The organism is Nocardioides aurantiacus (assembly GCF_003752505.1).
In the GTDB taxonomy this organism is placed as follows: domain Bacteria; phylum Actinomycetota; class Actinomycetes; order Propionibacteriales; family Nocardioidaceae; genus Marmoricola; species Marmoricola aurantiacus.
Genome location: NZ_RKHO01000001.1, coordinates 1906855 through 1931961, shown reverse-complemented (window position 1 = coordinate 1931961; position 25107 = coordinate 1906855). Strand labels below are relative to the sequence as shown.

Below are 25107 nucleotides of genomic sequence, written 5' to 3'. Positions count from 1 at the left end.
GACTGACCAGCCCACGGTCCGTAAGCCGTCCGGGACGTCGGCGACGGTGCGCTCGTTCGATCCTCGAGCGGGCCACAGATGGCTATAGGTGTCCGGCGTCACGGCCGCCCTGGCGTCATCCAACCGCTGGGACGGTCCTTCGTCGCTCCGCGAGCTGGGGGAGCCATCTGGCGTAGGCAGTGGCGGTGCGCACTAGGCCGTCGCGTGGTGGCGAAAGTGAACGCGGACGGACCGGCTCGTAACGGCCCGCTGCAGCCCTTCCGGTGAGGGAGGAGCGTTCCGCCATCGCGACCTGGCATCGGCTCAGGCTGATGCCAGCCATGTGTCGGGCCCGAAGACCTCGTAGTGGACGTCGGCCTCGACGACGTGGTGGTCGTTGATCAGGCTGGCGCGTACGGCCTCCATGAAGGGCAGGGGTCCGCACAGGTAGACCTGGGCGTCGGTGTGGAGCTCCACCGCCGCGAGGTCGACCCTCCCAGCCTGGAGCGCGTCGCGGGTCGGGCGGACGCCGAGGTCCTTGTACCACCGGTGCAGGGACGCCGTCGGCATCGCTGCCACGAGCTCCTTCAACTCCCGACGGTGGGCGTGCTGCGCCGGGGAGCGGACGGCGTGCAGCACCAGCGCGTCGCGGGCCGAGCCGGCCCCGGCCAGGTAGCGTAGAAGCCTGAAGATCGGGGTCGCGCCGATCCCCGCCGAGATCAGCACCAGCGGCCGGTCGGAGTCCTCCAGGACCAGCTCGCCGAAGGGCATCGATGCCCTGATTCGACGGCCTTCGATGAGGTTGTCGTGCAAGACGTTCGAGACCTGCCCAGCTGGAGTCGTGGTGCCGTCGACCGCGCGACCCGGCGGGGCGGCCTTGACACGGATCCCCCATTCTTGGGGGTCGGTGGAGCCGGTGAGGCTGTACTGGCGGATCTGGCGGATCTGGCGGGCGCCGTCGGGCAGCGTCACCTGGACCGAGACGTACTGACCCGGGCGTGCCGGTGGCAGGACGCTGTGGTCAGCGGCGCCGGGCATGAACGACACGGTGTCCGGGGACTCCTGACGACAACGTCTTAGGACCAGGGTGCGCCACACGTCAGCGTGCGCGACTCCGGCGTCGGCGTACAGGCGATTCTCGATAGTGACCAGAGCTCCGGCCATGTGCCAGTAGACCTCGTCCCACGCGGCGGCGACCTCGGGCGTGACCGCGTCTCCGAGCACCTCGCCGATCGCGACGAGCAGGTGCTCGTGAACGATGAGGTACTGGTCCTCGGTGATGCCGAGCGAGGCGTGCTTGTGGGCGATGCGGGCCAGCACCTCGACCGGGTCGCGACCGTCGTCGGCCACCAGGAGGGTGGCGTACACCGCAATCGCACCCGCGAGCGCACTCTGCTGGTCGCCCTGGGCCTGGTTGCCGCGATTGAAAAGGTCACGCTCCAAGTCGGGGCGTGCGGCGAACATGTGTCGGTAGAACACCCGTGCGATGTTCTCGATCTCCGCCCCGACGAGGGGCAGCGTGGCCTTGACGACGGCGGCTGATCTGGTGGACAGCAAAGGGTCTCCGTGACGTGTCGGGGGAGTGGTAGAGGCTCCGGCCGGTGAGGCGGAGCCACCGTCAACACACAACCAGGACACGGCCCGGATGCGGAGAGGCGAACGCCCCTCCGCCGATGAAGGTCCCGGGACGTGCCATCATTGAGGGCCCATCTGCGGGAGCGCGGGTCGGTCAACCACCGGCCGGAACCTGTCGCACTTATTCACCGTTTATTTGGCAGAACGCCGGCAAAGACTTGCAAGAACGGGCTTCCATCAGTCCAGGAGCGAGGGTGTTACGTCGCATGTCGGAGCGCTAAGGAGCAGTACTCGTCCCGTTCGCGCAAGGTCCCGGACGTGGACAAGTGTTTCGCGGGCGAGCTGCCTGACCCCGGGGCTTCAACACCCTGGTCGCCTTGGCGGGCCGGTCGTAGGACCAACCTGGGCGTCGTGGTTGCGTGATTGCATTCAGTCGCGGCCGCGCTACAGGTTCAAGAGCGGCGTCCAGGGCCGCGAATATGTCTGCGTCGATGACCCTGAGCGGTTCGGTGACCCGGTCAAGCTGTTGGGTGGCGGTGCCGACCGCGGCGTGCAGTTTTAGTGACGGCTGCCCCGAGCGGTTTACGGCTCGTCGTCGTGGGGCTGGCGCCGGGTACCACCTCAGGGGCCCGGATGGTGCCTGCCGTGCTTAGCTGGTGATGTCTATCAGCGCCAGCGCGAGCGCCAGCGCCTGCGCCGGTCGCAGAAGGAGATCGCCGACCTTGCCTCGCATCGAAAAGGAACGGGAATCGGTTGCATAGTCGCTAGTTGCGTCGACACTAAGGCTGGTCTTTGGCAGAATTTCTGTAGTACCGCGGGCGAGGGGTACAGCTCGGCTGTGCCACTGGGTGCGTGTATTGGTGCGCTTGTGACCAGAAGTGCGTACGCTGGCGATTGGCCGGCGAAACAGCGCATGCAATCTTCGCGGCTGGTGGCGCGGACAATCTCCTGCTGGGCACAGAGCTGCTCGGTGTGGTTAAGCTTGGTCAGGGCGTTCGTTACCTCCGAGGGCATCTCTGGCACCGTCCGCGACGCTCGTCTGACTGCATCCACCAGTGTGGGGGAGTCCACGAGAGAGTGCCGTGAGGCGCAGCGATGTCTTTCTGGCTCGGACGCATCTGAGTCAGGCTTGGGCAACACCGCATCCAGCAGGCACGAGGCGTCGCCTGCCCCCCCACCCGAGCCGGGTAAGACTTCACATGAAGGAAACCTGGTGAGCCTTACGGGCAAGACACCGTGGCGCTAAGTTTCAACGGGTGCGTCGTTCTGCCCCACGATGGGTCCGGGACGCATCCAGAGGAGTCCTCGTGGAGCGTCTGGCACGAACCGTCATGCGTCACCGACTCATCGTCAGCATCTTCTGGCTGATCATGTTCCTGTGCGGGGGGTTCGCCGCTGGACAACTCAGCGACCGACTGACCTTCGACTTCTCGCTGCCGGGACAGCCCGGCGACACCGCGGAGAAGCAACTCATGCAGACCTACGGCATCAGTTCGTTCGACACCTACGTCGCCGTCGTCACCGTTCCGGAAGGGGAGACGGTAACCGAGAGCTCGGAGGCGATCACAGCCGTGTTCGATGCTGCGGCAGCGGCAGCCCCCGGTGTGCGAATGGTCAACTACGCCACTACGGGAGACGAGGGATTCGTTTCCGAGGATGGGCGCACTACCTTCGCGCTCGTTCAGGGTCCGCTGCCAGCCGGCTTCGGGCCCGGAGTGGAGGCGAAGCTTGCCCCCGCCCTCACCGATGCGGCCAGTCGCGCTGGGTTTGACAGCGGCGTGACCTCCTACGGAATGCTTTCCGCTGGTGGCGAAACCGAAGGCCCGAGCGTCCTGGCCGAGACCTTGTTCGGCGCCGCAGGGGCGCTGCTGGTGCTGCTGTTCGTGTTCGCGTCCTTCTTGGCGTTTCTGCCGTTGCTGATCGCGGCCGTGTCAATCTTGACGACGTTCCTGATGGTGCTCGGCCTGACGACCTTCAGTGACGTCAGCTTCGTGGTGCAGTTCCTGATCTCGCTGATCGGGCTCGGTGTGGCGATCGACTACTCCCTGCTCGTTGTGTCGCGATGGCGTGAGGAACGGGCTCACGGCCGCGAGAACGACGAGGCAGTCGTGGTGGCGATGAAGACCGCCGGCCACGCAGTGCTCGCCTCCGGTGTGACTGTTGCGATCAGCCTCGTCGCCCTCCTGGTGGTGCCGGTGCCTTTCTTGCGCAGCATGGGTTTCGGCGGAATGCTCATCCCACTGGTCAGTGTCGCGGTCGTACTCACCCTGCTGCCAGCACTGCTCTCCAAGATCGGGCCCCGCATCGACTACCCCAGAATCCGAAAAGAGGGGGTGGCCTCACGGGGCTGGAGCGCCTGGGCACGCGCCATCGTGCGTCGCCGGTGGGTGGCTACCGGGGCTGCGCTAGTGATCTTGGTGCTTCTCGTGCTGCCAGTTTTCGGGTTGAAGATCGGAACCTCAGGCATCGATTCACTCGCCCGCAGCGGGGCCCCGTTTGACACTCTGCAGAAGCTCGAGACCTCGGGAGTGCAGAGCGGTGTTCTGACCCCGATAGTGGTGCTCGTTCCGGCGGCGTCGGCTCCAGCGGCAGCGCAGGCCGCTGCGTCGGTTGACGGCGTACGCCTGGCCGCAGTCGGTCCGGCCACCGCGGCGCTCGCCGTTGTCGAGGTGGTGCCCACGCGCGAGACCGTGGACAGCTCTGGCAACGAGGTGGTCGACGGCGTCCGCTCGGCGGTGCAGGAGGCAGTCGAAGGTGAAGTTCTCGTCACCGGCGCCGGAGCGACGGTGGAGGACTACTTCACGGCTGTCTACGACAAGTTCCCCTACGTGCTGGGACTGATCGCCGTGATCACGTTCTTGCTCCTTGTCAGGACCTTCCGGTCCATCCTGTTGCCGATCAAGGCCGTTCTGCTCAACCTGATCTCGCTTGCGGCGGTCTTCGGGGCCGTAGTCTTCTTCTGGCAAGAGGGGCACGGCTCGGACCTCATCTTCAGCACCTCAGGCACCGGCGCAATCACCTTCTGGCTACCTGTGCTGATCTTCGCCTTCCTGTTCGGTCTGTCGATGGACTACGAAGTGTTCATCCTGGCGCGCATGCGCGAGGAGTACGACAACACGGGAGACACCGCGGCGGCAGTCATCACTGGTCTTGGGCGCACCGGTCGACTCGTCACCTCGGCGGCCCTGATCCTTTTCTTCGCCTTCGCCGCCCTGGCTTCGGCACCCGGCACTGACATCAAGGTGCTCGGAACAGCCCTTGGCGTGGGAATTCTCATCGACGCCACCGTCGTTCGTGCCCTGCTCGTACCTGCGTTGGTCAGCCTGTTCGGCCGATGGAACTGGTGGCTGCCATCCGGGATCGCCCGCGTGCTGCGCGTCGAGCCTTCACCACTGTCGCCGCGCTAGTTCGCGGCCCGCTGCCGCGCCCGACCCCTCGAGGAGATGCCTGGTCTAACTGGGCACTCGACCCGACGGGGTGGGGTAGAAGTGAGCGCGCCAGTCCCGGTCCGGGCGGATGCCAGGCGCAGGTAGCGGGCGCTTGCCGCGCTGTTCGGGGCGCACCGCGACGCGAACGGTCTTAGCCACGCTCAGTCACTCCCAACGGGCCCGGTCCCCTCGACCCCCCTGTGGCGGCGAAGGACGTCGTTGAAGCACCCCGCTGAGACGTCAGAGGTGGGTTCGGGAACCTGCGAGAGCCCCTCGTCCGCCAGCGCAGATTTCGTCGAGCCAGCACCAGGCCTAAACGCACCACTGGTGCAGAACGACGGCGCTGGCCTGAATGACGCGAGGTGCAGGTACAGGTGTGGTGCCTTATCGCTCACGCGCAACGCGGGGTGCGAACGCCGCGGCTGAGCCCGGGTCACTCTTGGTCGAACCGCAGTCTGATCCTCGCGGCACGACGCACCGTCCGGCGACAGGAGCTAGGCCAAGCCCAACCGAGGTCAGATCTATTTCGGTCAAATCGGACGCAACGGGTCGTATCGGCGCACATACTCAACCGGATCGGTGTCATGAAAAACGATGTGGGGGCAAGATGTTCGCGGCCATAAATTCCTTCAAGACCGAGCCGCACACCGTGGTGTCATCTCGAAGTATGCGGTCCCGGGTTCGCCTGGCAGCGCTCCTGGTCGGCATCTTTGTAGCAGCGTGGCTCGGGTTGTTGACCGTGGGTGGCGCATCCGGGGCACCGACGGTCTGGCCGGCTGCCGGTCTGGCTAGCGGCCTGTACCTGACCTCGCCCGCGCGTCGCCGACCCGGTGTACTTGCCCTCACGCTTCTCCTCATGGTGGCCGCGCATCTGCTGCACGGTTACGACGCTGCCGCAGCCTTCGGGTTCGGTGTGAGCAGCGTGGCGAGTGTGTGGGTGGTTCGTCACGTCTTGGTCGGCAGACGCACCGCTCAGCGGGTGGCGTTGATGGACCAAGGCGACGTGTCGCGAATGATCGGGGCTATCGCTGCCGGATCACTTGTGGCCGGAGCCGGATACGGCCTCACCGACCTTTTGCTCGGTCGTGGCCACGCTGGCCTGAGCGTCTTGGCGTCGGCAGGCGCTCACGCAGCAGCGATCATGATTCTGCTTCCGTTGTTTCTGGAGACGGTCTCCCACCGGGCCCTGGCCACGACGGGAGAGCGAGCGGTCCAGCTCGTCATCACAGTCGTCACGACCATCGTCGTCTTCGTGCCAACGGGAGCTCCCCAGCTCATTTTCGCAGTCATGCCCATGTTCACCTGGCACGCCTTCCGAGGAAGCTTGCGCGAGTCCACGATCGTCCTCACCGTGGTGGGGGTCATCGGCACGGTGTTCACGGCTTCGGGGCTGGGACCGGTCCACGCTGCCGTGGACATGCTCGACATCGCCCCCGAACTCGCCCTGGGTGTGTTGCAGCTGTTCCTTCTCGACTGTGGGCTGATCCTGCTGCCGTTGTCAGTCATGGTGACCCAACAGCGGCGAGCGGTTGATAGGGCAGATCAAGAGCGCGACACGTTGGAGTCGCTCGTCGACGCTGCGACAGGTACCGCCGTCATCGCCACCGACGCCAACGGCAAGGTCACCTTGTTCAACCCGGGTGCCGAGAAGATCCTTGGGCGCAGCGCCCAAGACGTCGTCGGTCGGGCGCCTGACGACCTGTTCGGCCAAGAAGAACTGCACCGACACGGTGCCGCGGTCCACGCACCGGCCACGTTCGCTGAGATCGCCGGCGCCATGGTGGGGCTTGGTGTTCGCAGCCGGCTGTGGCAGGTCCGTCGGCCCAGTGGCGACGAACGGACCATCCGGATGACCCTGACAGCGATCCCGAACGCTTCGGGGGTCTTCTGCGGCTACCTCGCGACCGCTGAGGACGTGACCGAACGCGAGTCCGCCCACCGGGCGCTCCTGGCCACATTGGAGCATGAGCGAAACGCTGTAGAGCAGCTGCGAGAACTGGAGCGCACCAAGGGCGACTTCGTAGCCACCGTAAGCCACGAACTCCGGACGCCGATCACCAGCATCATGGGATACACCGAGGTGCTTGAAGACGGTGCCTACGGCGAACTGACCCAAGATCAGCTCGAGGTCCTGGGGCGCGTCGACCGCAATTCGCGGAGGTTGCTGCTCCTTGTCGAGGACCTGCTCACTCTGTCCAACATCGAAGCCTCCACCATGAAGCTCGACATCGCCGAGACCGACCTGCGTGCGGTTGTCGGCGACGCAGGGGATTCGCTCGCGGCCTTGCTCGTAGGCCGTGAGCTCCTGGTGCGCTACCACGTGCCCAGCGAGCCGGTGCACCACCGTGCCGACGCGAGGCAGCTGGAACGCATGCTGCTCAATCTGCTGACGAACGCAGTGAAGTTCACCCCCGACGGCGGCGTCATCGACGTGTTCCTCCACGACGATTCAGAGCTGCGACAGATCGTCGTGCGCGACAGCGGTCTGGGCATCCCGCTCGTCGAGCAGGCGCACTTGTTCACGAGGTTCTTCCGTTCCACGACGGCGACAGAAAACGCGATCCAAGGCACGGGACTCGGCTTGACCATCGTCAAGGGCATCGTGACTCTGCACGGCGGACAGATCGAGATGTCCTCCGAGCCCAAGGTGGGAACCACCGTCACCGTCACGTTGCCACGCTTCACCGACGCGTTGCCGCCCGCTCCTTCCTCACGTGACGGTCAGGTCGGGTCGATCAGGCCGGTCAAGTTGGGTGCGCCCCCGCGCACGCCGGACGCACACCTGCACACCATCAGTTCAGCGCCAAGGTCAGAGGTCGTGACGAGATGACGCGAATGCACCGTAGTGAGCGGGCAACACGAACGGCAGACGGCGCGTCGAGCACGGCACGGAACCCAACATCGCCCCGCGAGGGCGCCGGGTCGACCCCCGTCCTGATCGTGGAGCTGCTGTGTCATCGCCGAGCATGTCTTTGACGCGGCGCAGCCGTGTCACTGACCTGGCTCCGGGTACAGAAATGGCTAACGATGCAGTCGGTCGTCGCGACTCTGAGCGTGGGTCGAGAACTGCTTGGGTCAAGGGTGGGGAGCGCGGTGGATGACCACCTCGAGGTAGCCCTGCCTGCTGCGACGGCGCGCGCGAACAGCTGGGGCGGCCCGGCTGTGCGCTCGCAGTTGCGAGCACTAGCTGAGGACGCACGCACGCGATCAGGATTCGATGTCTGCGCGATCGAAGTGTTGCGCCGCGATGGTCTCCTCGAGCTCGTCACCTTCACAGGGGGTCACGAGGAAACCGCCGAGGTGGGCAACAGCTTCTCGATGACCCACGTCAGTAGGGTCCTCGACGAGGGGTGGCGGTGCGGCAGCTTCGTGTATCTCCAGCAAGACCATATGGACGCCGATCTCGCTGCTGCCGTCCGCGGGTATGGATACGTTCCTGTCCTTGCCGAATCGCGAGACCCGCAGGTCTGGCAGCCGCTCGACATGTTCGTGGCCCCCCTGATCGACCCATCGGGCCGAACCCGGGGACTGTTCCACCTCGACGAGCCAGTGACTGGCCGCAGACCACCGGCCGACGTGCTCCTGGCTATCGCCGAGCACCTCCAACCGTCGTTGCAAGCTGCGTTGGCCATGATCGAACGCGAGGAGTTGAGCAGGCAATCAAGGCTCGATGCCACTGCCCGCAACATCGTGCGGGAAGCCGAATCGTGCCTTACGTTTCCCGATCTGGTCGCCACCGCACAACCCGAGCTGACGGCCGGGTTCCGCGCTCGATCAGTCACCATGCACATCTTTGATCTGGTGCATGAAAAGCTGGGACCCGTCGACCCGGTCATGGGACTGCCCACTGCACTGTGGCCAGCAATCGAGGCCGCGACCCGCCGGGCCTGGCGAACCCATTCAGTTGTCATTGTCGAACCCGGCAGGCTATGGGGAGACGATCAGTTCGAGTCACAGCATGTGGGGGACCTGACGACGTTCCTGGGTGACCAGGGTGCTGACGAGTTGCTGCTCATTCCTCTCGGTGCCGGGCTCGACGCCCTCGGTGTCCTCGTCGTGGTCCGAGATGGGCGCGAAGATCGCTGGACAGAACATGAGAGCGCGGCTGCCCTCGGGGTCGGGCGTGATCTGGGTCGAGCTCTGCTCAATGTCAGGACTCACGCGCGAGAGCAACAGCTGGTTGCCGAACTTCAGCGTCTCGACCAATACCGACGTGAACTCCTTGCCACGGTTTCGCATGAACTGAAGAACCCGCTCGGCGTGATCGTTGGCCATGTCGAACTGCTCGAGTCCGTGCCTGGCCTTCGAGAAGCCGCCGCAACATCGCTAGGCGCGCTGCAGCGCGGCGCCGAACGGTTGACCGGGATCGTTGACGACCTCTTGGAGTTCAGCCACGTGGAGGACGGTGACAAGTCGCCGCTCGCCTCGACCACACAGGTGCAGCTAAGGGTGCTGCTCGTCGATGTTGTCGCAGACGCCAAACTTCACGCAGAGCAACGGAAGATCACGCTGCACATTCCGGCCGGAACCGAGACCCGACCCGTCCGAGGGGATTCAGAGGGACTGCGTCGAGTACTGGCGAACTTGGTGAGCAACGCGATCAAGTACACCCGCGATGGGGGATCAGTGCACCTTGAGCTTGGTGAAGACGGGGATGACGTCATATTCACGTGTGCTGACGATGGGATCGGCGTCTCTGAGGCTGATCAAGAACTGCTGTTCACCGAGTTCTTTCGATCGACCAACCCCGAGGCTCTGGCTCAACCGGGTACAGGCCTCGGGCTCGCTATCGTGCATCGCATCGTCGCCCGGCACGGGGGGACACTGCGTGTTGATAGCGCGCTGGGGCGGGGCACAACGGTTCAGGTTTATCTCCCGGGCTCGGCCCTCACCCCTGCCGCCTGGGTCACTAGGTGACTGTGCCCGGGAGCGAACGAAACCGCGCCCCTCAACGCTCAGCAGCCTGACCCCCGGCGTTGACGGGTGCGTTGGTGAGGACGGGGTCAGCGCGGCGTCGCGGATCGTGTGTGCCAGCCCGAGGTCATGCTGCCCCACTGCGATGGCAGCCAGCATCAGGACTGCGGGCCCACCGGCGGCGTGGATCGGCACCAAGAGGCGGAAACTGTGACGGCTCCGGTCCACACGTACATGGCGAGCAACGGGGTCTGACCTGTGGCCATGGCGTGTGCTTGACCGGGACGGTGGTGCAGAGGCACCCCTACAGGCTGCTCGTCGAACGGCTCGGTCTGGCCATGCGACCACTTGGCCCGGGATAGCGGCACATAGAGCTCGTCAGCGGGATGCTGATGGTGCGGATAGCGCAGGCCCGGCGCCAGCAGAAGTAGCCCCAGGGCTACGGGGACACCGCGAGTCAGCACGTCGACAGCCGGCTGTTTCTCGACAGTCTCAGAAGCCAGGTCCGGTGGACCAGCGAGAGTTGCGTGCGCGTACCCCGCAACAAACGTGGGGCTAGGCGGCTCGCGCAGGTAGGCCTCGGTCTGCGTCCACGTTGCATTACCCGCGGAGCACGCCAGTGCGCGACCAACGCTCTCAGGTAGTACTTGACGGGCTAGCTCGACGGCGTCCTGTAGATGGGAGAGGACCGGCAAACCGGCAACCGGCTCCGTCCTCGCCACGCTCTGTACGTCGAGCCCCTCCAGCGCTTGCGCCTGGGTGGCGAACCCTGCAGCTAACAATTGATCCCGCACAAAGCTCGCTACGGTCACGATGTCGTCTGCAGTCCCCGTCCGCTCTACCACCATGCGATGAGCACCCCCACCCGCCGTAGCTTTGCGGATCCGTCGTTTGTCGCCCGCGCGCCCGATGTCGGCTCCTTGGGTCATGGCAAAAGGCCGGTGCCTTCGTTTCGCCGCGTCCGGGCGCCACCCTAGGCCTCGACGGACCGACGCGTGAGCCCGGCGTAGTGCCGGTGTCCTCACAAGACCGGGCCAGTGTGCTCAGCCGGTCGTGGCACCAGTCTCGAGGACGCGGTCGAGCCACTCGAGGAGCAGCCTCCGCTCGGGCTGGCTTAGCGCATCCAGGCGCGGCACCAGCGCCCGGAAATTCACCGTTGTGGCCATGACCCCGCTGTCATCGGCCGCCGGCGCGTCAGTAAGCACCTGAGTCAGCACTGCCTCAAGCATCGCGTCGGCCAAACCGGGGTCGCGCTCCTCGGGCGGCGTCGCCAGCAGCGTAAGTACCGCACCCGTACCAGCGGTGTGGACGAGGTCGGTGGCTCGCCGCTCGCTGACGCGCAGCCGGCCCGCCTCGGCCAGCCGGCGAATGCGTGCGGCCAGCACGCGGCGGCCAGCCTCGGCCGCCGGTGAGCTTGGTCCGCGGTCGGGGTCGCTCAGCAGGCGGAAAACGGCAGGGTTGGTCAGCCCGAAGTGGATCTGGGCGTCCCACCCGGCCCGGAGGTCCCCAAGTGGGTCGACGTCCTGGACCGCGGCCGACTCCACCACCGAGGCTTTCGATGCGACATAGGTCGCGAGTACGTACTCGGCTACGGCGTCCAGCAGGCCATCCTTGTCGCCGAAGAGGCGGTAAATCGCCGGCGCCTGCACTCCAGCGTGCTCGGCCACCCGGCGCGTGGTGACCGCGTCGGGGCCCTCGCTGAGCAACCGTGCGGCTGCGTCGATGATGCGCGACCGAACGTCCGACGAAGTGGTTGTCCGAGAAGGCATGTACCAACGTTAGCGTCTGTTTGTTACCGATGGTAGTAATGCTGATACCACAAAGATGCTCTCATCGATAACGAACGGACACGTCATGATCACCGTCACCGGAGCCACCGGCGCCCTCAACGGCGCCACCGTCGAACACCTGCTGCTGGAGCTGGACCCCAACGACCTCACTGTCGTGGTGCGCGATCCCGATCGGGTCCGCCCTCTCGCCGATCGTGGTGTCGTCGTACGCCGCGGTGACTATGCGGACCCCGCGTCCCTACATGCGGCCTTCGAGGGGTCCGACCAGCTGCTGCTGGTGTCCTCCAACGATCCTGGCGCCGACACGGTGCAGCTGCACCGCCACGCGGTAGAAGCGGCGACGTCGGTCGGGGTCGGCCGCGTGCTCTACACCAGCCACCAGGGCGCGGCCCTCGCGAGCCCATTCGCCCCAGCGCGAGTCCACGCCGAGACCGAGCAGCTGCTCAAGGACTCCGGGCTAGCGTGGACGGCGCTGCGCAACGGGTTCTATGCGCACAGCCTGGCGTGGCTGATGGGCCCCTGGCAGGAAACAGGCGTCGTCACCGTTCCGGCCGACGGCCCCGTTTCATGGACTAGCCGCGATGACGCCGCGCAGGCAGCCGCAGCCGTCGTACTCGCTGACGGCGGCTTCGACGGACCTGTGACGCTGACCGGCGGCGAGGCCCCGACTTTCACCCAGATGGCGGTGGTCGCGTCCGAGCTGTCGGGTCGGACCATCACGTGCGAGGTGGTGGACCCTGAGGCCTGGGTGGCTGCGCAGGTGGCCGCGGGCCGGCCGGAGACTGTTGCGCGGTTCACCCTCGGCATCTACCTCGCCGCCGCGGGCGGCTTCTTCGCTGGTACGGACCCAGCCATGGGGCGTCTTCTGGGTCGGGATCCGGTAAGTGCGAGCGAGGTCCTGGCCCAACCGTCTCAGGGATGAATTGAGAACCGTGAACCGCGTCCATGGGGCGGGAGAATAACGCGGACGCGGTCCCAAGCCCGACCGCCAGAACTAGGTCTGGAAGAGAACCGAGGCGACCCCTCCAGGAGATCACCTCAACGAGCAAAATGAGGTTGGGGGCGTCGGCCGCTGCACCAGTGGGAAACCTCGCCGCGCCTCAGTTCGGCGTCGTCGGCGACGAGGAGTGGCCGACAAGCGAGCCACGGTGGGTGGTCATCGCGACGCCGGTCACCGTTAGAAACCGATGCGCTATCGCAAGCTCCTCGTCGGTGAACTCGTCCAAGCTCCCTACGCTGCGCTCCAGCAGCGGCACGAAGAACTCGTCAGCCAGCGCAAGTCCTGCGATGGAGTAATGCAAGAACACCTTGCGACGGTCGGCGTTGTCGCGCACGCGACTGATGTGCCCGGTGCGTTCGAGCCGATCGACCAGGGCGGTGATGGCGCCTGAGGTCAACCCCAAGTCAGTGGCCAGCGCTCCTGCGGTCAAGGGTTTGCCGCGGTCCTGGGCAACTCGGACTAGCGCCAGTGCTTCCACGTCGGTGGGGTGTAGGCCGTGCCGAGTCGCGAAAGCCTGAACGACCTTATTGCCGTCGACGATCAGCTGCTGTGTAAGCCGCACCAGTTCCAGCCGGATGTTGTGAGCGTCAGTCACGAGCAGTACTCTCCATGATCAAGATAGCGAACCGTTCATCAGCTTGCTCATCGAAGGGTATCGGGTGTCCACGACTGGCCGTACAAGGCAACACACATCCGAGACCGAAGGTGCGGCATGCGTCCGAACGTGCACGGTGCCCGCCGGTGGTGCCGGGGGTACAAAAAACACGTCGTGACGCGACCCGTCACTCAAAGGTCGTCCCCGTGGCGAGCGCGCGGCGTGTGTACAGCGCCGCGCGGCGTCGCTCCGCGACTAGCGACACACCTAGCAACACCAGCAGGAGATATAGCCATGCATCTCGCAGTTTTCGGCGCTAACGGCCCGACCGGCCGTCTCGTCGTTTTGCAAGCTCTCGCCGCCGGCCACCGCGTCACAGCGGTGACGCGCAAACCCGACCACTATCCAATCAGGGACCGCAAGTTAGTCGTGCTAGCCGCTGACGTCACCGATGTCGACGGCGTCGGCGCGGTGCTCGACACCCAGCCCGAGGCGGTCATCTCGACCTACGGCGTGCCGTTCAGCAGAAAGCCCATCACGGTCTACTCCGCAGGTATCACTCATATCCTCGGCGCAATGGTCAGCAGTCATGTCGAGCGTCTGGTCTGCGTCACCTCCACCACACTCTCGACTGAGAAGCCCCCACCCGGCGCGTCCCTGTTCGGCACCAAGGTCCTCGAGCCGCTGCTGCGCAACGTTCTGGGGCGAACCCTGTACGACGACATGGAACGCATGGAGTCGCTAGTGCGCGCCAGCACGGTGAACTGGACGATCGTGCGCCCAGGTGGTCTGTTCAACCTGAGCGAGCCCACCGACGACTACGAGATCTCGATGCGACGACTGCCTGGAAACCGCGTCACCTCACGGGCCGACTTAGCCGAGGCTCTGATCCTGGAGGCGACCACGCCCCGCCATCCACGATCGGTGATCGAGATCATCACGCGCTCGTCGACGCCTTCGCCGGGCTCCTTTTTTCGAGAGGCTTTTGGCAAGTCGTAACTTTGTCAGCCGGGGCCACGGCGGCGATGGGAAAACGGGCGTTTCGCGAGTTGGCAAACCCTCAGCCTTGCCGCCCCGGTACGCGAGGTCGCGTCGACAACCGACGGACCGCCGAGCTGCTTGATGAAACAGCTCCACCCACGGGGGAGGTCCGAGCGTCGCATCGCTACCTGGCTAGCGACGACGCGGACCGGTAGAACGGGCGCGTCATCGACTGGTTCGTTCGTGAACGCGGCGAAACGTTCTGCCCCCGCTCTGCTCCACGTGGCGAAGAGACCGGTCCTAAGTCGACCACTCCCGGCAACGAGGTACGTAGGATCGCCCACTCGGGATGCGAGCAATCGCACGCTGTTTCTGCAGGTCACATGGCTCCGGCGGCTACCCACGATGCGGGCATCAGGCCTCCAGTGCGCCTAGTCGATCCCCAGATCGTTCACTGCGCACACAGCAGAACTCCAAGGCCAGTCTTGCGCCCACACCCACCCAGCGACAGCTGCTGAGTGCCAGGTCGGGTGGTGCCGTGGCGCTGAGCTCGGCGACCCGGACCTCAGCGTAGGAAGTTTCGCGCGACGGGTCGACGTGCCCACCCAAGGTCAAATTCCTCATCGCGGTTTATGCCGTATGGCTTCGGGCACCGGCGGGAGTACCCGACTGAACGCCTTGCAGTTTTCTTGCCGTTTACCAGGCCTGGGTCAGGGGACGCTCGAGCGCGGGAAGCCGCCAATTCTTTCGGGCCACGGCCATGGTACGGCTCAATTATTGCGAGGCAGCCCCCCGATGAGCGAGGAGCACGACCTATGAAGTCAGCACTGAACGATGGTCTCAGCACAATTGCCGAGTTTGTCCCGAAACTAGTCGCATTTCTGCTCATTCTCATTATTGGCCTGATCGTGGCCAAGTTGCTCTCCAAGGCCATCTCCGGCCTGCTCGAGAAGGTCGGCTTCGACCGTGCCGTCGAGCGCGGCGGCATCAAGCGCGCCCTGGCCGAGTCGAAGCTCGACGCCAGCGACATCGTCGCCAAGATCGTCTACTACGCGCTGGTGCTGTTCGTGCTCCAGATGGCGTTCGGGGTCTTCGGTCCCAATCCGGTCTCCGACCTGCTGACCAGCATCATCTCGTTCCTGCCCAGCCTCGTCGTCGCCATCGTCATCGTGGTCGTCGCCGCTGCGGTCGCCGCCGCGGTCAAGGGCCTGATCGACAACACGCTCGGCGGGCTGTCCTACGGGAAGTTCCTCGGCAACGCCGCGAGCGTCTTCATCCTGTTCCTCGGCATCGTCGCCGCGCTCGACCAGGTCGGCGTCGCCACCACCGTCACCACCCCGGTGCTGGTCGCGATCCTCGCCACCGTGTCCGGCGTGATCATCGTCGGCGCCGGTGGCGGCCTCATCAAGCCCATGCAGCACCGCTGGGAGCGCTACCTCACCAACGCCGAGGACGAGGCGCCCCGCATCCGCGAGCACGCCGCCTCCGCGCCGAGCGTGCGCGAGCAGGCCCGGCAGGCACGCGACCAGGTCTCCGACCGCGGCACCAGCGGCGGGTCCTCGTCGGCGGGCTACGTCGACGCCGCCCCCACCGAGACCTACGACCAGTACGACGGTCCGGCCGACGACGCCGACGGGCGTCCCCGGTACTGACCTGCACCACCGGCACCACCCATCCGCACCGCACCACACACACAAGGGAGAACGACATGATCAGCACCGACCAGGCCCAGAGCCTCCTGAACGGCAAGGGCAACGTCAACAGCCAGGACGGCTCCAAGATCGGCTCCATCTCGCAGGTGTTCCTCGACGACGAGTCGGGCCGCCCCGAGTGGGTCACCGTCAAGACCGGCCTGTTCGGCGGCGCGGAGAGCTTCGTGCCGCTGGCCGGCGCCGAGGTCCAGGGTGACGACATCGTCGTGCCCCACACCAAGGACAAGGTCAAGGACGCCCCGCGTGTCGACGACGAGAACGGTCACCTCGAGGTGGCGCAGGAGCAGGAGCTGTTCTCCTACTACGGCGTCTCCAGCGTCGGCGACGACTCCGGCCGCTCGGCCGGTCACGACACCGGCCACGACACCGGCCACGACACCGACACCACCCGCTCGACCGGCACCGCCGGTGCGGTGGGCGATGCGGACCGCGGCCACCTCGACCGTGAGGACCACACCCGCGGCGAGGGGCGCGACACCTCGGGCCCGAACACCGACGATGCCATGACCCGCTCCGAGGAGCGCGTCGAGGTCGGCACGCAGACCGAGACCGCGGGCAAGGCACGGCTGCGCAAGTACGTCGTGACCGAGAACGTGACCAAGACCGTGCCGGTGAGCCACGAGGAGGTCCGGATCGAGCGCGAGCCGATCACCGACGCCAACCGTGGCGACGCCGTGTCCGGTGGTGACCTGACCGAGGAGGAGCACGAGGTCGAGCTGAAGCAGGAGCGCGTCGTCGTGGACAAGGAGACGGTCCCCGTCGAGCGCGTGCGCGTCGGCAAGGACACCGTCACCGAGGACGAGACGGTCACCGAGCAGGTCCGCAAGGAGCAGATTGACGCCGACACCGACGGCACCCCGGGCAGCACCGGTGAGCGTCGATGAGGGACAGCAACCGCGCTACGACGGGCCGCTCCTCCGACGACGGGGCACACGCCCTCGGCGCCGACAGGGACCCCGGCCACCCGGGTCGTGACGACCACGACCGTGGCGACCGCGACCGTGGTGACCGTGACCACCGCGGCCGTGACGACCACGACCGTGGCGTCGCGCCCCCCGACCGCCGCGAGGTGGTCGCTCGCGAGAAGGCCGAGCACGGCGGCGTCAAGATCGGGTCGGCGTTCTTCGGCTTCCTGACCGCCGTCGGCGTGGGCGTGCTGCTCACGGCCATCGCGACGGCCGCCGGTGCTGCCGTCGGGCTCTCCACTGGAGCTACGAGCGCCAGCAGCGCGAAGGCTTCGGCGGACACGATCGGTATCGTCAGCGGCATCGTCCTGCTGGTCGTGCTGTTCGTGGCGTACTACTGCGGTGGCTACGTGGCCGCCCGCATGGCGCGCTTTGACGGCATCAAGCAGGGCATCGCCGTGTGGGTCTGGGCCATCGTGGTCGCGATCGTGGTGGCCGTGCTGGGGGCCGTGTTCGGAGCGAAGTACAACGTGCTCTCGCAGCTCAACAGCTTCCCGCGCATCCCGGTCAGCGAGGGCGACCTCACCACCGGCGGCATCATCGCCCTGGTCGCGGTCCTCGCGGCCACGCTCCTGGGCGCGATCGTGGGTGGCCTGGCCGGCATGCGGTTCCACCGCAAGGTCGACAAGACCGGGCTGGGTCGCTGACCTGACGCACGACCTGGAACACAGCGAGAGCCGCAGACCGTCAGGTCTGCGGCTCTCGCTGCGCAACTGTCATCCGCCTCAACCCGGTCGACGGCACTCGGCTGAGGGCCGCGCCGACGGGAACGACAAGCCCGCCCGATGGGCGCGCAGCGTCGGCAGGACCCGCCCGGTCAGACGGGTGTCCCACGAGCCCGGCCTTTGGCGAAGAGAACTTTGGCCACATGAGCCCGCGTGGTCACCTCAGGCCGGCAAGGGGCGTAGCAGTTCCTCGCCTGGGAATGGGTCCCGTGGAGCCGCGTGTGCGACGCGCCACCCGCGGACACGATCGAATAGCGGCCGGGCTCCGCGGCCACAAGGCCGGTGTCGACGCAACTCTGGGTCAGCACCACGTGCGGCGCCCGAAGATATTGGCTTGAGATAGGTCAGTCAGTCGAGAGGTGACAGATGCTGCTGGTTACCTCGGCGGAATTCGCGCATGGGCCGATGCCCATCGAGCTATGGGGTAGCGCACGCAAGGGATCAGCAGGGGAAAGGCTAGACGTAGTCCGCCCGGGGTCGTTGACCCGATTCCGGTGCGGAGCACCCTCGGTTCTCGACCTGATCTCACGCCGAGAGTAGGCGCTGGAGTCGCCCAGCGGCCCTAGGCGCTTGTCGCGGACCGGTCCTCGGGGCCGTCGCCCTGCTCCGGCGCCGGTCAGTCCCAGATGTTGCCGACCATGACGACCTGGGCCCACGTGGTGCCGATGTGCTCATGGACCCCGATGACCTCGACCTCCGTCTCGTCAGGGAGCATCATGCGGTCGCCGACGTCGACCGGCACATTGGTCTCGAACCGGTGCAGGACTTCGCCACCTTCCCCCGTGACCAGCGCCGGGTCGCGGCCAATGCGACCGTCGCGAACTTCGACCAAGATCCGGGGCATGGTCGGCAAAATAGCGAGCCGAAGTGAACGGGGAAGCCGACGGAGGAGCGTGCCACTGTGTCGGCAGCCGCTGGGTGCGGACTGTGGCCGGCAGGGCTAATGGCAGAGTCGTCCGCTGGCTGGGGTGCGAACGAGCGGACGATGCGACCTCAACCGCGAAACCGAGGCGTACTGCCCGTCGTCCATATGAGCACCTAGTCGCCAAGGTGACCCCAGAGGCGTGCCGCCCGCGTTAGTCAACGACCACCGGCGGCTGCCCACGGGGGTCCCAGAACGGCACCCGGCCCGCCAAGCCCATCGTGACCGACCGGACCCCAGGCATGAGTTAGTCGAAGCGCGCCCACCACCCGTCCCACGACGGACCACGCGCGTAGCTCCCCTGGACGCCAGGCAGGGCCGCCGAACTGCAGGGCGAGGTTGTTGCGACCGTAGACGCCGGCGAAGAACATGCCGCCGGCGGCCAGGTACGTAGCGAAGACGATTGCGAGCATCCACGCGCCCGAGAAGGGGAAGGCGGCTAGTACGAGAAGAAGTCCGCCGGAGGCGAAATTGTCGATCAGTGAGCGCCCTTAGAAGCCACGCCCGTCGCCTAGACGTCCCGTTCGGTGCCGGGCCGGACCTTGCGGAACGGTCGGGGTTGTCCAGGAATCCCATTGTGCCCGGACGCGGGAAGCAGGCATCTGAGCGGTGCGTGGGTCGGCGCGGGTCGCCGTGTGGGATGACCGTGTCGTACATGCCCTACGGCGGCCCGCGGCAACCTCGCCGTCGGTCGCGCTGGTGGTATCCAACGACGCCGTCCTCACCACTGTGTCCTACATGCCTGGCAGCTCCTTTAGGCGAGCTTCTCGTCGCCATCGCCTGCGCGGTCCTCCTCATCGCCGCCTGCGGCGTCATCGGGTGGCCGGTCGTCGGCCTCGACCCGCACACCGGCACGAAGACCCACGAGCGTTACCGCGTCCTGCTCTACGCCGTATGTCGCATCCGCAACGTCAACAACAATTCTTCGTCCGCCGGGCCCGGACCTAACCGCCGAGCACGTCGCTGGAGAATCACTCCTGACCGCGGTCGTTTCGCCGCGCAAGAACACAGCAACCGGCCCATCGTGCTCAGGAGTGGTCACCACCTGCCGCAGCGGGTGAACCACTGCCCGCCGTCGAGGGTTCCAAACGGCAAACGAGGCGCGTCGGCCGCCGCGCTGCTGTGCCGGTGACGACTGTTACCGCCCCGGCCAGGCCCCGAACCGTGGAGGGACGCCTGGGCCGCACACGCAGCACGCGGCTAACCCGAACGCCGACCCGGAACCTGACCGGTTCTGTCCGGTACCCACTGCCTGCGGCCTTCGTCACCCCTCGTCGCCAGTTCCACCGGCGGGCTCCCGCGCCACACGCCAAGCAAGCCCCGGAGCCACCCACGGCCCCAGGTCCTGGCGACTGTGCAGGTGCCAACCGCACCGGGCAGCGCATGAGCCCCAAGCAGGGCGGGAACCGGCCTGACAGGACCGACACGTCTGTCTAGGCCCGGAGGTTCAGCCAGCAGCGTCCGGGCCGTCCGCCGGCGGCGCGCCACGACGCGTGTTGACCTCGGCTACGAGCGAGGCGGCCATGTCACGCACCTTCGTGTTCGTGTGCGAAGAACCGCGCCACAAGAACGCCTGAGCAGCCTGATCGTCAATGTCGTAGCGCTCCATCAGGATGCCGATGGCCTGCCCCACCAGCTGCCGCGTCGCGACGGCGTCATTCAGTGTCTCCACGTGACGGGCCTTCCCCAGGGCAAGCGACGCGTGGGTCGCGAAGAACGCCGCGACCAGGACGTCACCTGCGGCGATCTCGCTGCTAGTCGTCGAGTACAAGTTCAGGCCACCGATGGTGCCCCGGTCGTCGAGGTGCAACCTGACACCCAACTGGGATCTCAGGCCCATACGTAGGGCACCGGGCAAGTAGCTCGGCCAACGATGGTCGGTCTCGATGTGCGGAGCGGGCACGACGTCATCGCCGTCCATACTGCTGACGCAAGGCCCCTCGTGCAGCGTGTACTGCAAGTCGTCCAGCTCAAGGACCAGCGCGCTCGTCGACGCCCGCGTGACGATCTGCCCGTCCTTCTCGACGGTGGAGACGCCGATGTGGTCGAACGTCGGCAGCGCCTCAGCAGCGCTGCGGACGATGACCTCCAACGTGTCATCGACCCCTGCCGCACGGTGCATCTGGTTCGCGGCGTGCGCAACCGCACGAGCGATCTCGGTGTCCATGTGAACCTTTCCTGTGTCATGCCTCCCGAAGCGGCGGGGACACAGAGACGGTTCGTCGCAAGACGCCCTGCGATCCGTCCCGAAGGTTACAGCGTCGAACACCCTCGGTTTTACACGTGACACTACGCCTCACGAAGACGTCCTATCTACACAGCAGCTGCACCCGCACCACCCCCAGCAACGGCGGGTCCCACCCGGAACTGGGCGTGGTTGGCCACGATCCGGGCCAGCGCCGCGGTTGTAGGCGTAGCGCCGCGCGCCGGCCGCCGCGAACAGCTTCTGAGCACGCACATCGGTCACCCGCACCCGCACCCGCACCCGCACCCGCACCCGCATAGCGCCAGAGCGCGTCGTCGAGGCGGCTATTACTCGGACAGGTCCGGGTCGCCACCCAAGGCGCACCTCACCGAAATCGTAAGGGGGCATGGGGGTCAGCAACCGTCGTTCTCCGCACATCCGACGACCGCCCACTCCGGCCGGGCAGTCCAGACGCCGCCGGCTGGACGCCCGATGCGGATAGCTGAAAGGGTGCCGATGCTCCCACGTCCCACCCGCCGCAGCACGTCGCCGACAGTCGGACGTCGGTACGAAACTTCAAGGCCAGGACGCAGCTATAACGTCGACGTGGTCGCTGATTGCGCGACGGAAGTAACTTCGGCTCCGCTTGACCTCTGGTCGCCACGCGAACCCCAGGGGCGTTACAAATCCTGCTCCAGGCGCAAACGTGAGGTCGCCCCGAAACAGGAAGTACGGAGGGGTTGGCCTCCTAAGTAGGTGCGCCTCGAAACTGAGTACAAAGACCGAAGCCAAATCATGTCGCCGCGGGCACGGTAGTGGACATGAAACGTTCTCACATCTTTCCTGCCGCCTTGTCAGTCGTCATCGGTGTCCCCGCCCTGGCCGGGTGTCTATTCGGACCAGAACGTATGTGTTCCCAAGGCCAGTATCCGGTGTACGCATTGGACAACCCGACCGGTGCCTACTGCGAGACCAACGGCCAGCCCCCACAGCCTGGTTTCGCCAGCTACCCACCAAAACGGGTCCCAAAGGTCGTGGGTGACCAGTACGACCGGTGGCCGCTGGCCCAGGACTACCCGTGGAAGGACGAGGTCCGAACCCCGTAGGGCAACGGGGAACGCCCGTGTGCAGCCTCAGGTCACCTGCGCAAGGCGCGAAGGGTGTCCCAGTTCCGCCTCTGGCCTCTCGCGCGGACAAGCGCAGCTCATCGTGGCAGTGCTTCTGACACGGACACTGTGACTCTGGGCGAGGCACTCCGGCCACAAACGACCCCTCTGCGAGACACGTCTGGGCAACTGGGGCCAGCGGAGGTGGGCGGTGACGGCACCACGGCATCCAGGTGGGTCGGTGCACGATCGAGGCGGCCCGCGACCTCCACCCGCGTCACCCGTGAAGGGGTTCGACCTGCGGCATCGGGGTGCCGCGACATCCGGGCAGGTCCCACCGGGTACGTCGAGTCATGTGGCAGTCACCCGCGTACCGGCAAAAGGTCAGCACGGTTCCGTAGCGGAGCCTGTGAGGCGAACCTCGCCAGACGACTGCCGTCTGCCTCCTGCTCGACGAGCCCACTGGATAGTCCACGCGGGTTCCGAGGTCACACCAACTGTGAGGCAGTGGAACTAGGGCCGGTGGGTTCGAGGAGGACCAGGGCACCGGCCTTGGGGTTCGGCCGTCGCGTAGGTGCCCGCGGGCGAGTCCCGGAAACTCGCAAACCAGGAGTGCGACTGGTGACGTCGCTGATATGAGGGCGGGCCTCGATGCGGCCACTCTGCCTCGGCCGGTCAGCCGGTAACCGCAACGCTCGTCCCGTGCCGGACAGTTACGAGTGTGGATGAAGACAACGACGTCGCTTGGCGGTCGCTGCGTCAACGGCTGCGGGCAGGAGAGGTGCAAGCTCACACACAGCTCTTCCAGTCACACGTAGACACAGTGCACCGCGTCGCGGCGACATTATGCGGGGATGTTTCACTGGCCGAAGATGTGACCGCCGACACCTTTCTCATCGCATGGCGCCGGCGAGCAACCATCGCTGATCATGACGAGCCACTCTTGCCATGGTTGCTGGCCATCGCTGCTCGACAGGCACTGAACGCGACTCGTGGCCGCCGTCGCCAGCAAGCGTTCGTCTCCCGATACGCACACCGGTTCGTCGAAGCGGGCCCAGATCTTGCTGAAGAAGTCGCCACGCGTGTCGACAGCTCGGCCCAATTGAGGCGCACACAAGCAGCCCTGAGTCTGCTCAAGACGCACGAGCTCGAGGTGCTCGTCCTGTGTGTCTGGTCAGGTCTGAGCATCGGCGAGGTCGCGAACGCCCTAGGTGTGCCTCCTGGGACGGTGCGGTCACGACTCTCGCGCACGCGTCGCCGACTTCGTGCCCTCGTCGGCGACGACCTCAACGACTCGGAGCAGGCGCGAACTCTCAATCTTGTTCCCCCGCCCATCCAGGAGGTCTCTACATGAGCAACAACCGCGACGCACACGACCTCGCGCTCATCACCGAGCTCCACGAACTCGCCCCGACGCCAACGCCCCGCAGCCTCACACTCGGTCGTCGTACGCGCCTAGAACGAAGCCACCACGCTCACATCACCCAGGTCGAAAGATCGACTGTCATGCGCACGCGAAGGCTTGCAGCCAGCTTCGGGCCCGCACTCACCGTTGCTGCTTGCGTCATAGCTGTCGCGTCGTTGGCAGGCCTAGCGCTCACCGCACCTCCACCCAACAATGCCTCTCCCTCGCTACCGGTCCGCGCAGATGCCGCCGCGGTAAGCGCGTTGGATGCACTCACCGTCGCCGCGTCCAATGTCCACACACCTGCTGTTGCCGACGACCAGTTCGTTTATGTCCGCAGCGCTGTCATCACCAACGAAGGCACCCTCGGCGGCAGGCTCGACGTGTCACGACCGCATGAACGCGAGGTATGGCTGTCACAGTCGTCCAGGTCCTCGAACTCGGGGCTGATCCGCGAATGGGGACAGGACTGGCCAATCAGCAGCGGCTACGTCGTACCGGCCGGGCCCGACCGGCCGACGTACCAATGGATCGCCTCGCTTCCTGCCGACCCTGATCGCATCCTCGACGAGCTGGGGAGCCGCCAGCAGGTGGGCTCAGGCCAGAGCGTCGACCAGTACACGTTTGAGCGCATCGGCGATGTGATGAGCGAAGGCATGGTTCCGCCCGAATTGGCAGGCGCGCTCCTACAGTCACTCACGAAGATCGCCGGCGTCGAGCGTGTCGACCGGACGCAAGACGCCATGGGACGGCCCGGGTTCGGGATTGCGCGAACCGACGAACGCACAGGCTTTGTCACCGAACTGGTCTTCCAGCCCGGATCCCCGTCGCCGCTCGGTACGCGCTGGTACGCGCCGGGGGCCTCATCAGACTCGGGGAGCGACGTCCTATTCGGCGCCACAGCAGTGATAACCAGAGGGGTCGTCGATGCCCTGGGGGTTAGACCGGACCGACCCGGATCTGCCCCTGCCTAGCGTCCGGCGTTCGACCCAAAACCTTCGAGCGCTCGCCAGCGCCGAGCAAGGGTGGCGAAACGGCGCCGCGTACCGCCGTCACACCCTCGTGAAGGGGCGGGTCGAATCAGTAATGCCAACCAGGGCGATTCGTCATCCACGCAGATTCATGACCTGGGCTATTCGTTCCGCATTCGCTGGCTCCCGCATTCTCATACTCCAGGTGCCAACACCGATCAGGGACGCCCCGTGGCACGCCTGCGGGGGTGGTAAGCGCGGATGGGGAGCCGTCGCTTTGGCGTCAGGGGGTTTCATACGGCTAGTCCCGTGTCGTGCCCTCGACGTGCTCCGGCCCCGGAGGGCGGCCTCGAGGGTCACTGGATCGCACACGGTACTCGGGAACCGTCGTTGTCACGGCGTGGTCGCCGGCCACGACGTAGTCCACATGTGCCCACCACCCGCTACCTCGCCGGATCCAGGCGCGCAGCTCACCCAGGCGCCACGTTGGGCCTACATGCACCTCAATGCTCGGCCGAAGGTCGGCATCGAAGACGCGAATGTCTGAGGACACATGGGCACAATGCCCGACGGGTGGCGGTTTCCCACCACCGCCTGGCCGTGTCCGCGCTGCACTCAGGCGGCGTCGTGCGCGTAACCGAGCGTGAGACGAGCTCTTTCGGGTGCGGTACGGCGGGTGAGAGTGTCCGAGCGATGCGCGAGCCTGGGTCCGATGAGAGGCGCGAGCCGGGGTGGTACCGCGACCCCAGGGACGCTCGGCTCCACCGTTACTGGACTGGTGAGAAGTGGTTCACGCAGGCCGAAGTCATCGGGATGACGCTGAAGTTAAGGCCTACTGACTTTGTGCGAATCGG

The 25107-nt window shown here is 66.2% G+C and carries 16 protein-coding genes and 1 pseudogene; 11 read left to right on the top strand and 6 right to left on the bottom strand.

Going from position 1 to position 25107, the window contains the following annotated elements; genetic code table 11:
- Positions 1-303: 303 nt before the first annotated feature.
- Complete coding sequence (locus tag EDD33_RS09265) at positions 304-1443, bottom strand: globin domain-containing protein (RefSeq protein WP_342773654.1); 1140 nt, start codon at positions 1441-1443, stop codon at positions 304-306.
- Positions 1444-2861: 1418 nt separating this feature from the next.
- Between EDD33_RS09265 and EDD33_RS09260 the strand changes: the two genes are divergently transcribed.
- The 3 genes from EDD33_RS09260 (at position 2862) to EDD33_RS09250 (ending at position 9899) form a co-directional block, all read left to right on the top strand.
- On the top strand, positions 2862-4961 hold the full coding sequence (locus EDD33_RS09260; protein WP_123390327.1) for an MMPL family transporter: 2100 nt from the start codon (positions 2862-2864) through the stop codon (positions 4959-4961).
- A gap of 373 nt (positions 4962-5334) precedes the next feature.
- A complete protein-coding gene (locus EDD33_RS09255) occupies positions 5335-7812 on the top strand; it encodes an ATP-binding protein (RefSeq protein WP_123390325.1) in 2478 nt (825 codons plus the stop codon).
- Positions 7813-8075: 263 nt separating this feature from the next.
- On the top strand, positions 8076-9899 hold the full coding sequence (locus EDD33_RS09250; protein WP_170169755.1) for a sensor histidine kinase: 1824 nt from the start codon (positions 8076-8078) through the stop codon (positions 9897-9899).
- Between the two features lie 155 nt (positions 9900-10054).
- Here EDD33_RS09250 and EDD33_RS20865 read toward each other — a convergent pair whose 3' ends face one another.
- Together EDD33_RS20865 and EDD33_RS09240 are read right to left on the bottom strand one after the other, a co-directional pair.
- Positions 10055-10744: a dimethylsulfonioproprionate lyase family protein gene (locus EDD33_RS20865; RefSeq protein WP_425463862.1), complete on the bottom strand. Its 690-nt coding sequence runs from the start codon at positions 10742-10744 to the stop codon at positions 10055-10057.
- A gap of 195 nt (positions 10745-10939) precedes the next feature.
- Entirely contained in the window at positions 10940-11665 is a 726-nt protein-coding gene (locus tag EDD33_RS09240; protein ID WP_123390320.1) for a TetR/AcrR family transcriptional regulator, read from the bottom strand.
- Positions 11666-11750: 85 nt separating this feature from the next.
- Here EDD33_RS09240 and EDD33_RS09235 point away from each other — a divergent pair, with 85 nt between their 5' ends.
- The gene (locus EDD33_RS09235; RefSeq protein WP_123390318.1) at positions 11751-12608 is read left to right on the top strand and encodes an NAD(P)H-binding protein; all 858 of its coding nucleotides are present in this window, start codon (positions 11751-11753) and stop codon (positions 12606-12608) included.
- Between the two features lie 178 nt (positions 12609-12786).
- On the opposite strand, the gene EDD33_RS09230 is transcribed toward EDD33_RS09235, so the two are convergent.
- The gene (locus tag EDD33_RS09230) at positions 12787-13281 is read right to left on the bottom strand and encodes a MarR family winged helix-turn-helix transcriptional regulator (protein WP_170169754.1); all 495 of its coding nucleotides are present in this window, start codon (positions 13279-13281) and stop codon (positions 12787-12789) included.
- A 294-nt stretch (positions 13282-13575) separates the two neighbouring features.
- Between EDD33_RS09230 and EDD33_RS09225 the strand changes: the two genes are divergently transcribed.
- The 4 genes from EDD33_RS09225 (at position 13576) to EDD33_RS09210 (ending at position 17586) form a co-directional block, all read left to right on the top strand.
- The gene (locus tag EDD33_RS09225; RefSeq protein ID WP_170169753.1) at positions 13576-14280 is read left to right on the top strand and encodes an NAD(P)-dependent oxidoreductase; all 705 of its coding nucleotides are present in this window, start codon (positions 13576-13578) and stop codon (positions 14278-14280) included.
- Between the two features lie 797 nt (positions 14281-15077).
- A complete protein-coding gene (locus EDD33_RS09220; protein ID WP_123390313.1) occupies positions 15078-15914 on the top strand; it encodes a mechanosensitive ion channel family protein in 837 nt (278 codons plus the stop codon).
- Positions 15915-15970: 56 nt separating this feature from the next.
- Positions 15971-16858 (top strand): YsnF/AvaK domain-containing protein, encoded by an 888-nt coding sequence (locus EDD33_RS09215; RefSeq protein ID WP_123390311.1) that lies wholly within the window; start codon positions 15971-15973, stop codon positions 16856-16858.
- Positions 16855-17586 carry a hypothetical protein gene (locus tag EDD33_RS09210; RefSeq protein WP_123390309.1) on the top strand — a complete coding sequence of 244 codons (732 nt, stop codon included), beginning with the start codon at positions 16855-16857 and terminating at the stop codon, positions 17584-17586. The genes EDD33_RS09215 and EDD33_RS09210 overlap by 4 nt, the downstream gene beginning before the upstream one ends.
- 694 nt (positions 17587-18280) lie before the next feature.
- Here EDD33_RS09210 and EDD33_RS19715 read toward each other — a convergent pair.
- Together EDD33_RS19715 and EDD33_RS09205 are read right to left on the bottom strand one after the other, a co-directional pair.
- A complete protein-coding gene (locus EDD33_RS19715) occupies positions 18281-18508 on the bottom strand; it encodes a hypothetical protein (RefSeq protein ID WP_148077009.1) in 228 nt (75 codons plus the stop codon).
- Positions 18509-20033: 1525 nt separating this feature from the next.
- The gene (locus EDD33_RS09205) at positions 20034-20753 is read right to left on the bottom strand and encodes a GAF and ANTAR domain-containing protein (protein ID WP_123390308.1); all 720 of its coding nucleotides are present in this window, start codon (positions 20751-20753) and stop codon (positions 20034-20036) included.
- 1845 nt (positions 20754-22598) lie between these two features.
- Between EDD33_RS09205 and EDD33_RS09200 the strand changes: the two genes are divergently transcribed.
- The 3 genes and pseudogenes from EDD33_RS09200 to EDD33_RS20860 form a co-directional block, all read left to right on the top strand.
- Positions 22599-23231 carry an RNA polymerase sigma factor gene (locus tag EDD33_RS09200; protein WP_123390306.1) on the top strand — a complete coding sequence of 211 codons (633 nt, stop codon included), beginning with the start codon at positions 22599-22601 and terminating at the stop codon, positions 23229-23231.
- Positions 23228-24256 carry a CU044_5270 family protein gene (locus tag EDD33_RS09195; RefSeq protein WP_148077008.1) on the top strand — a complete coding sequence of 343 codons (1029 nt, stop codon included), beginning with the start codon at positions 23228-23230 and terminating at the stop codon, positions 24254-24256. The genes EDD33_RS09200 and EDD33_RS09195 overlap by 4 nt, the downstream gene beginning before the upstream one ends.
- 258 nt (positions 24257-24514) lie before the next feature.
- Positions 24515-25042 (top strand): annotated as a pseudogene (locus EDD33_RS20860) (hypothetical protein); the annotation flags it as partial.
- Between the last annotated feature and the right edge of the window lie 65 nt (positions 25043-25107).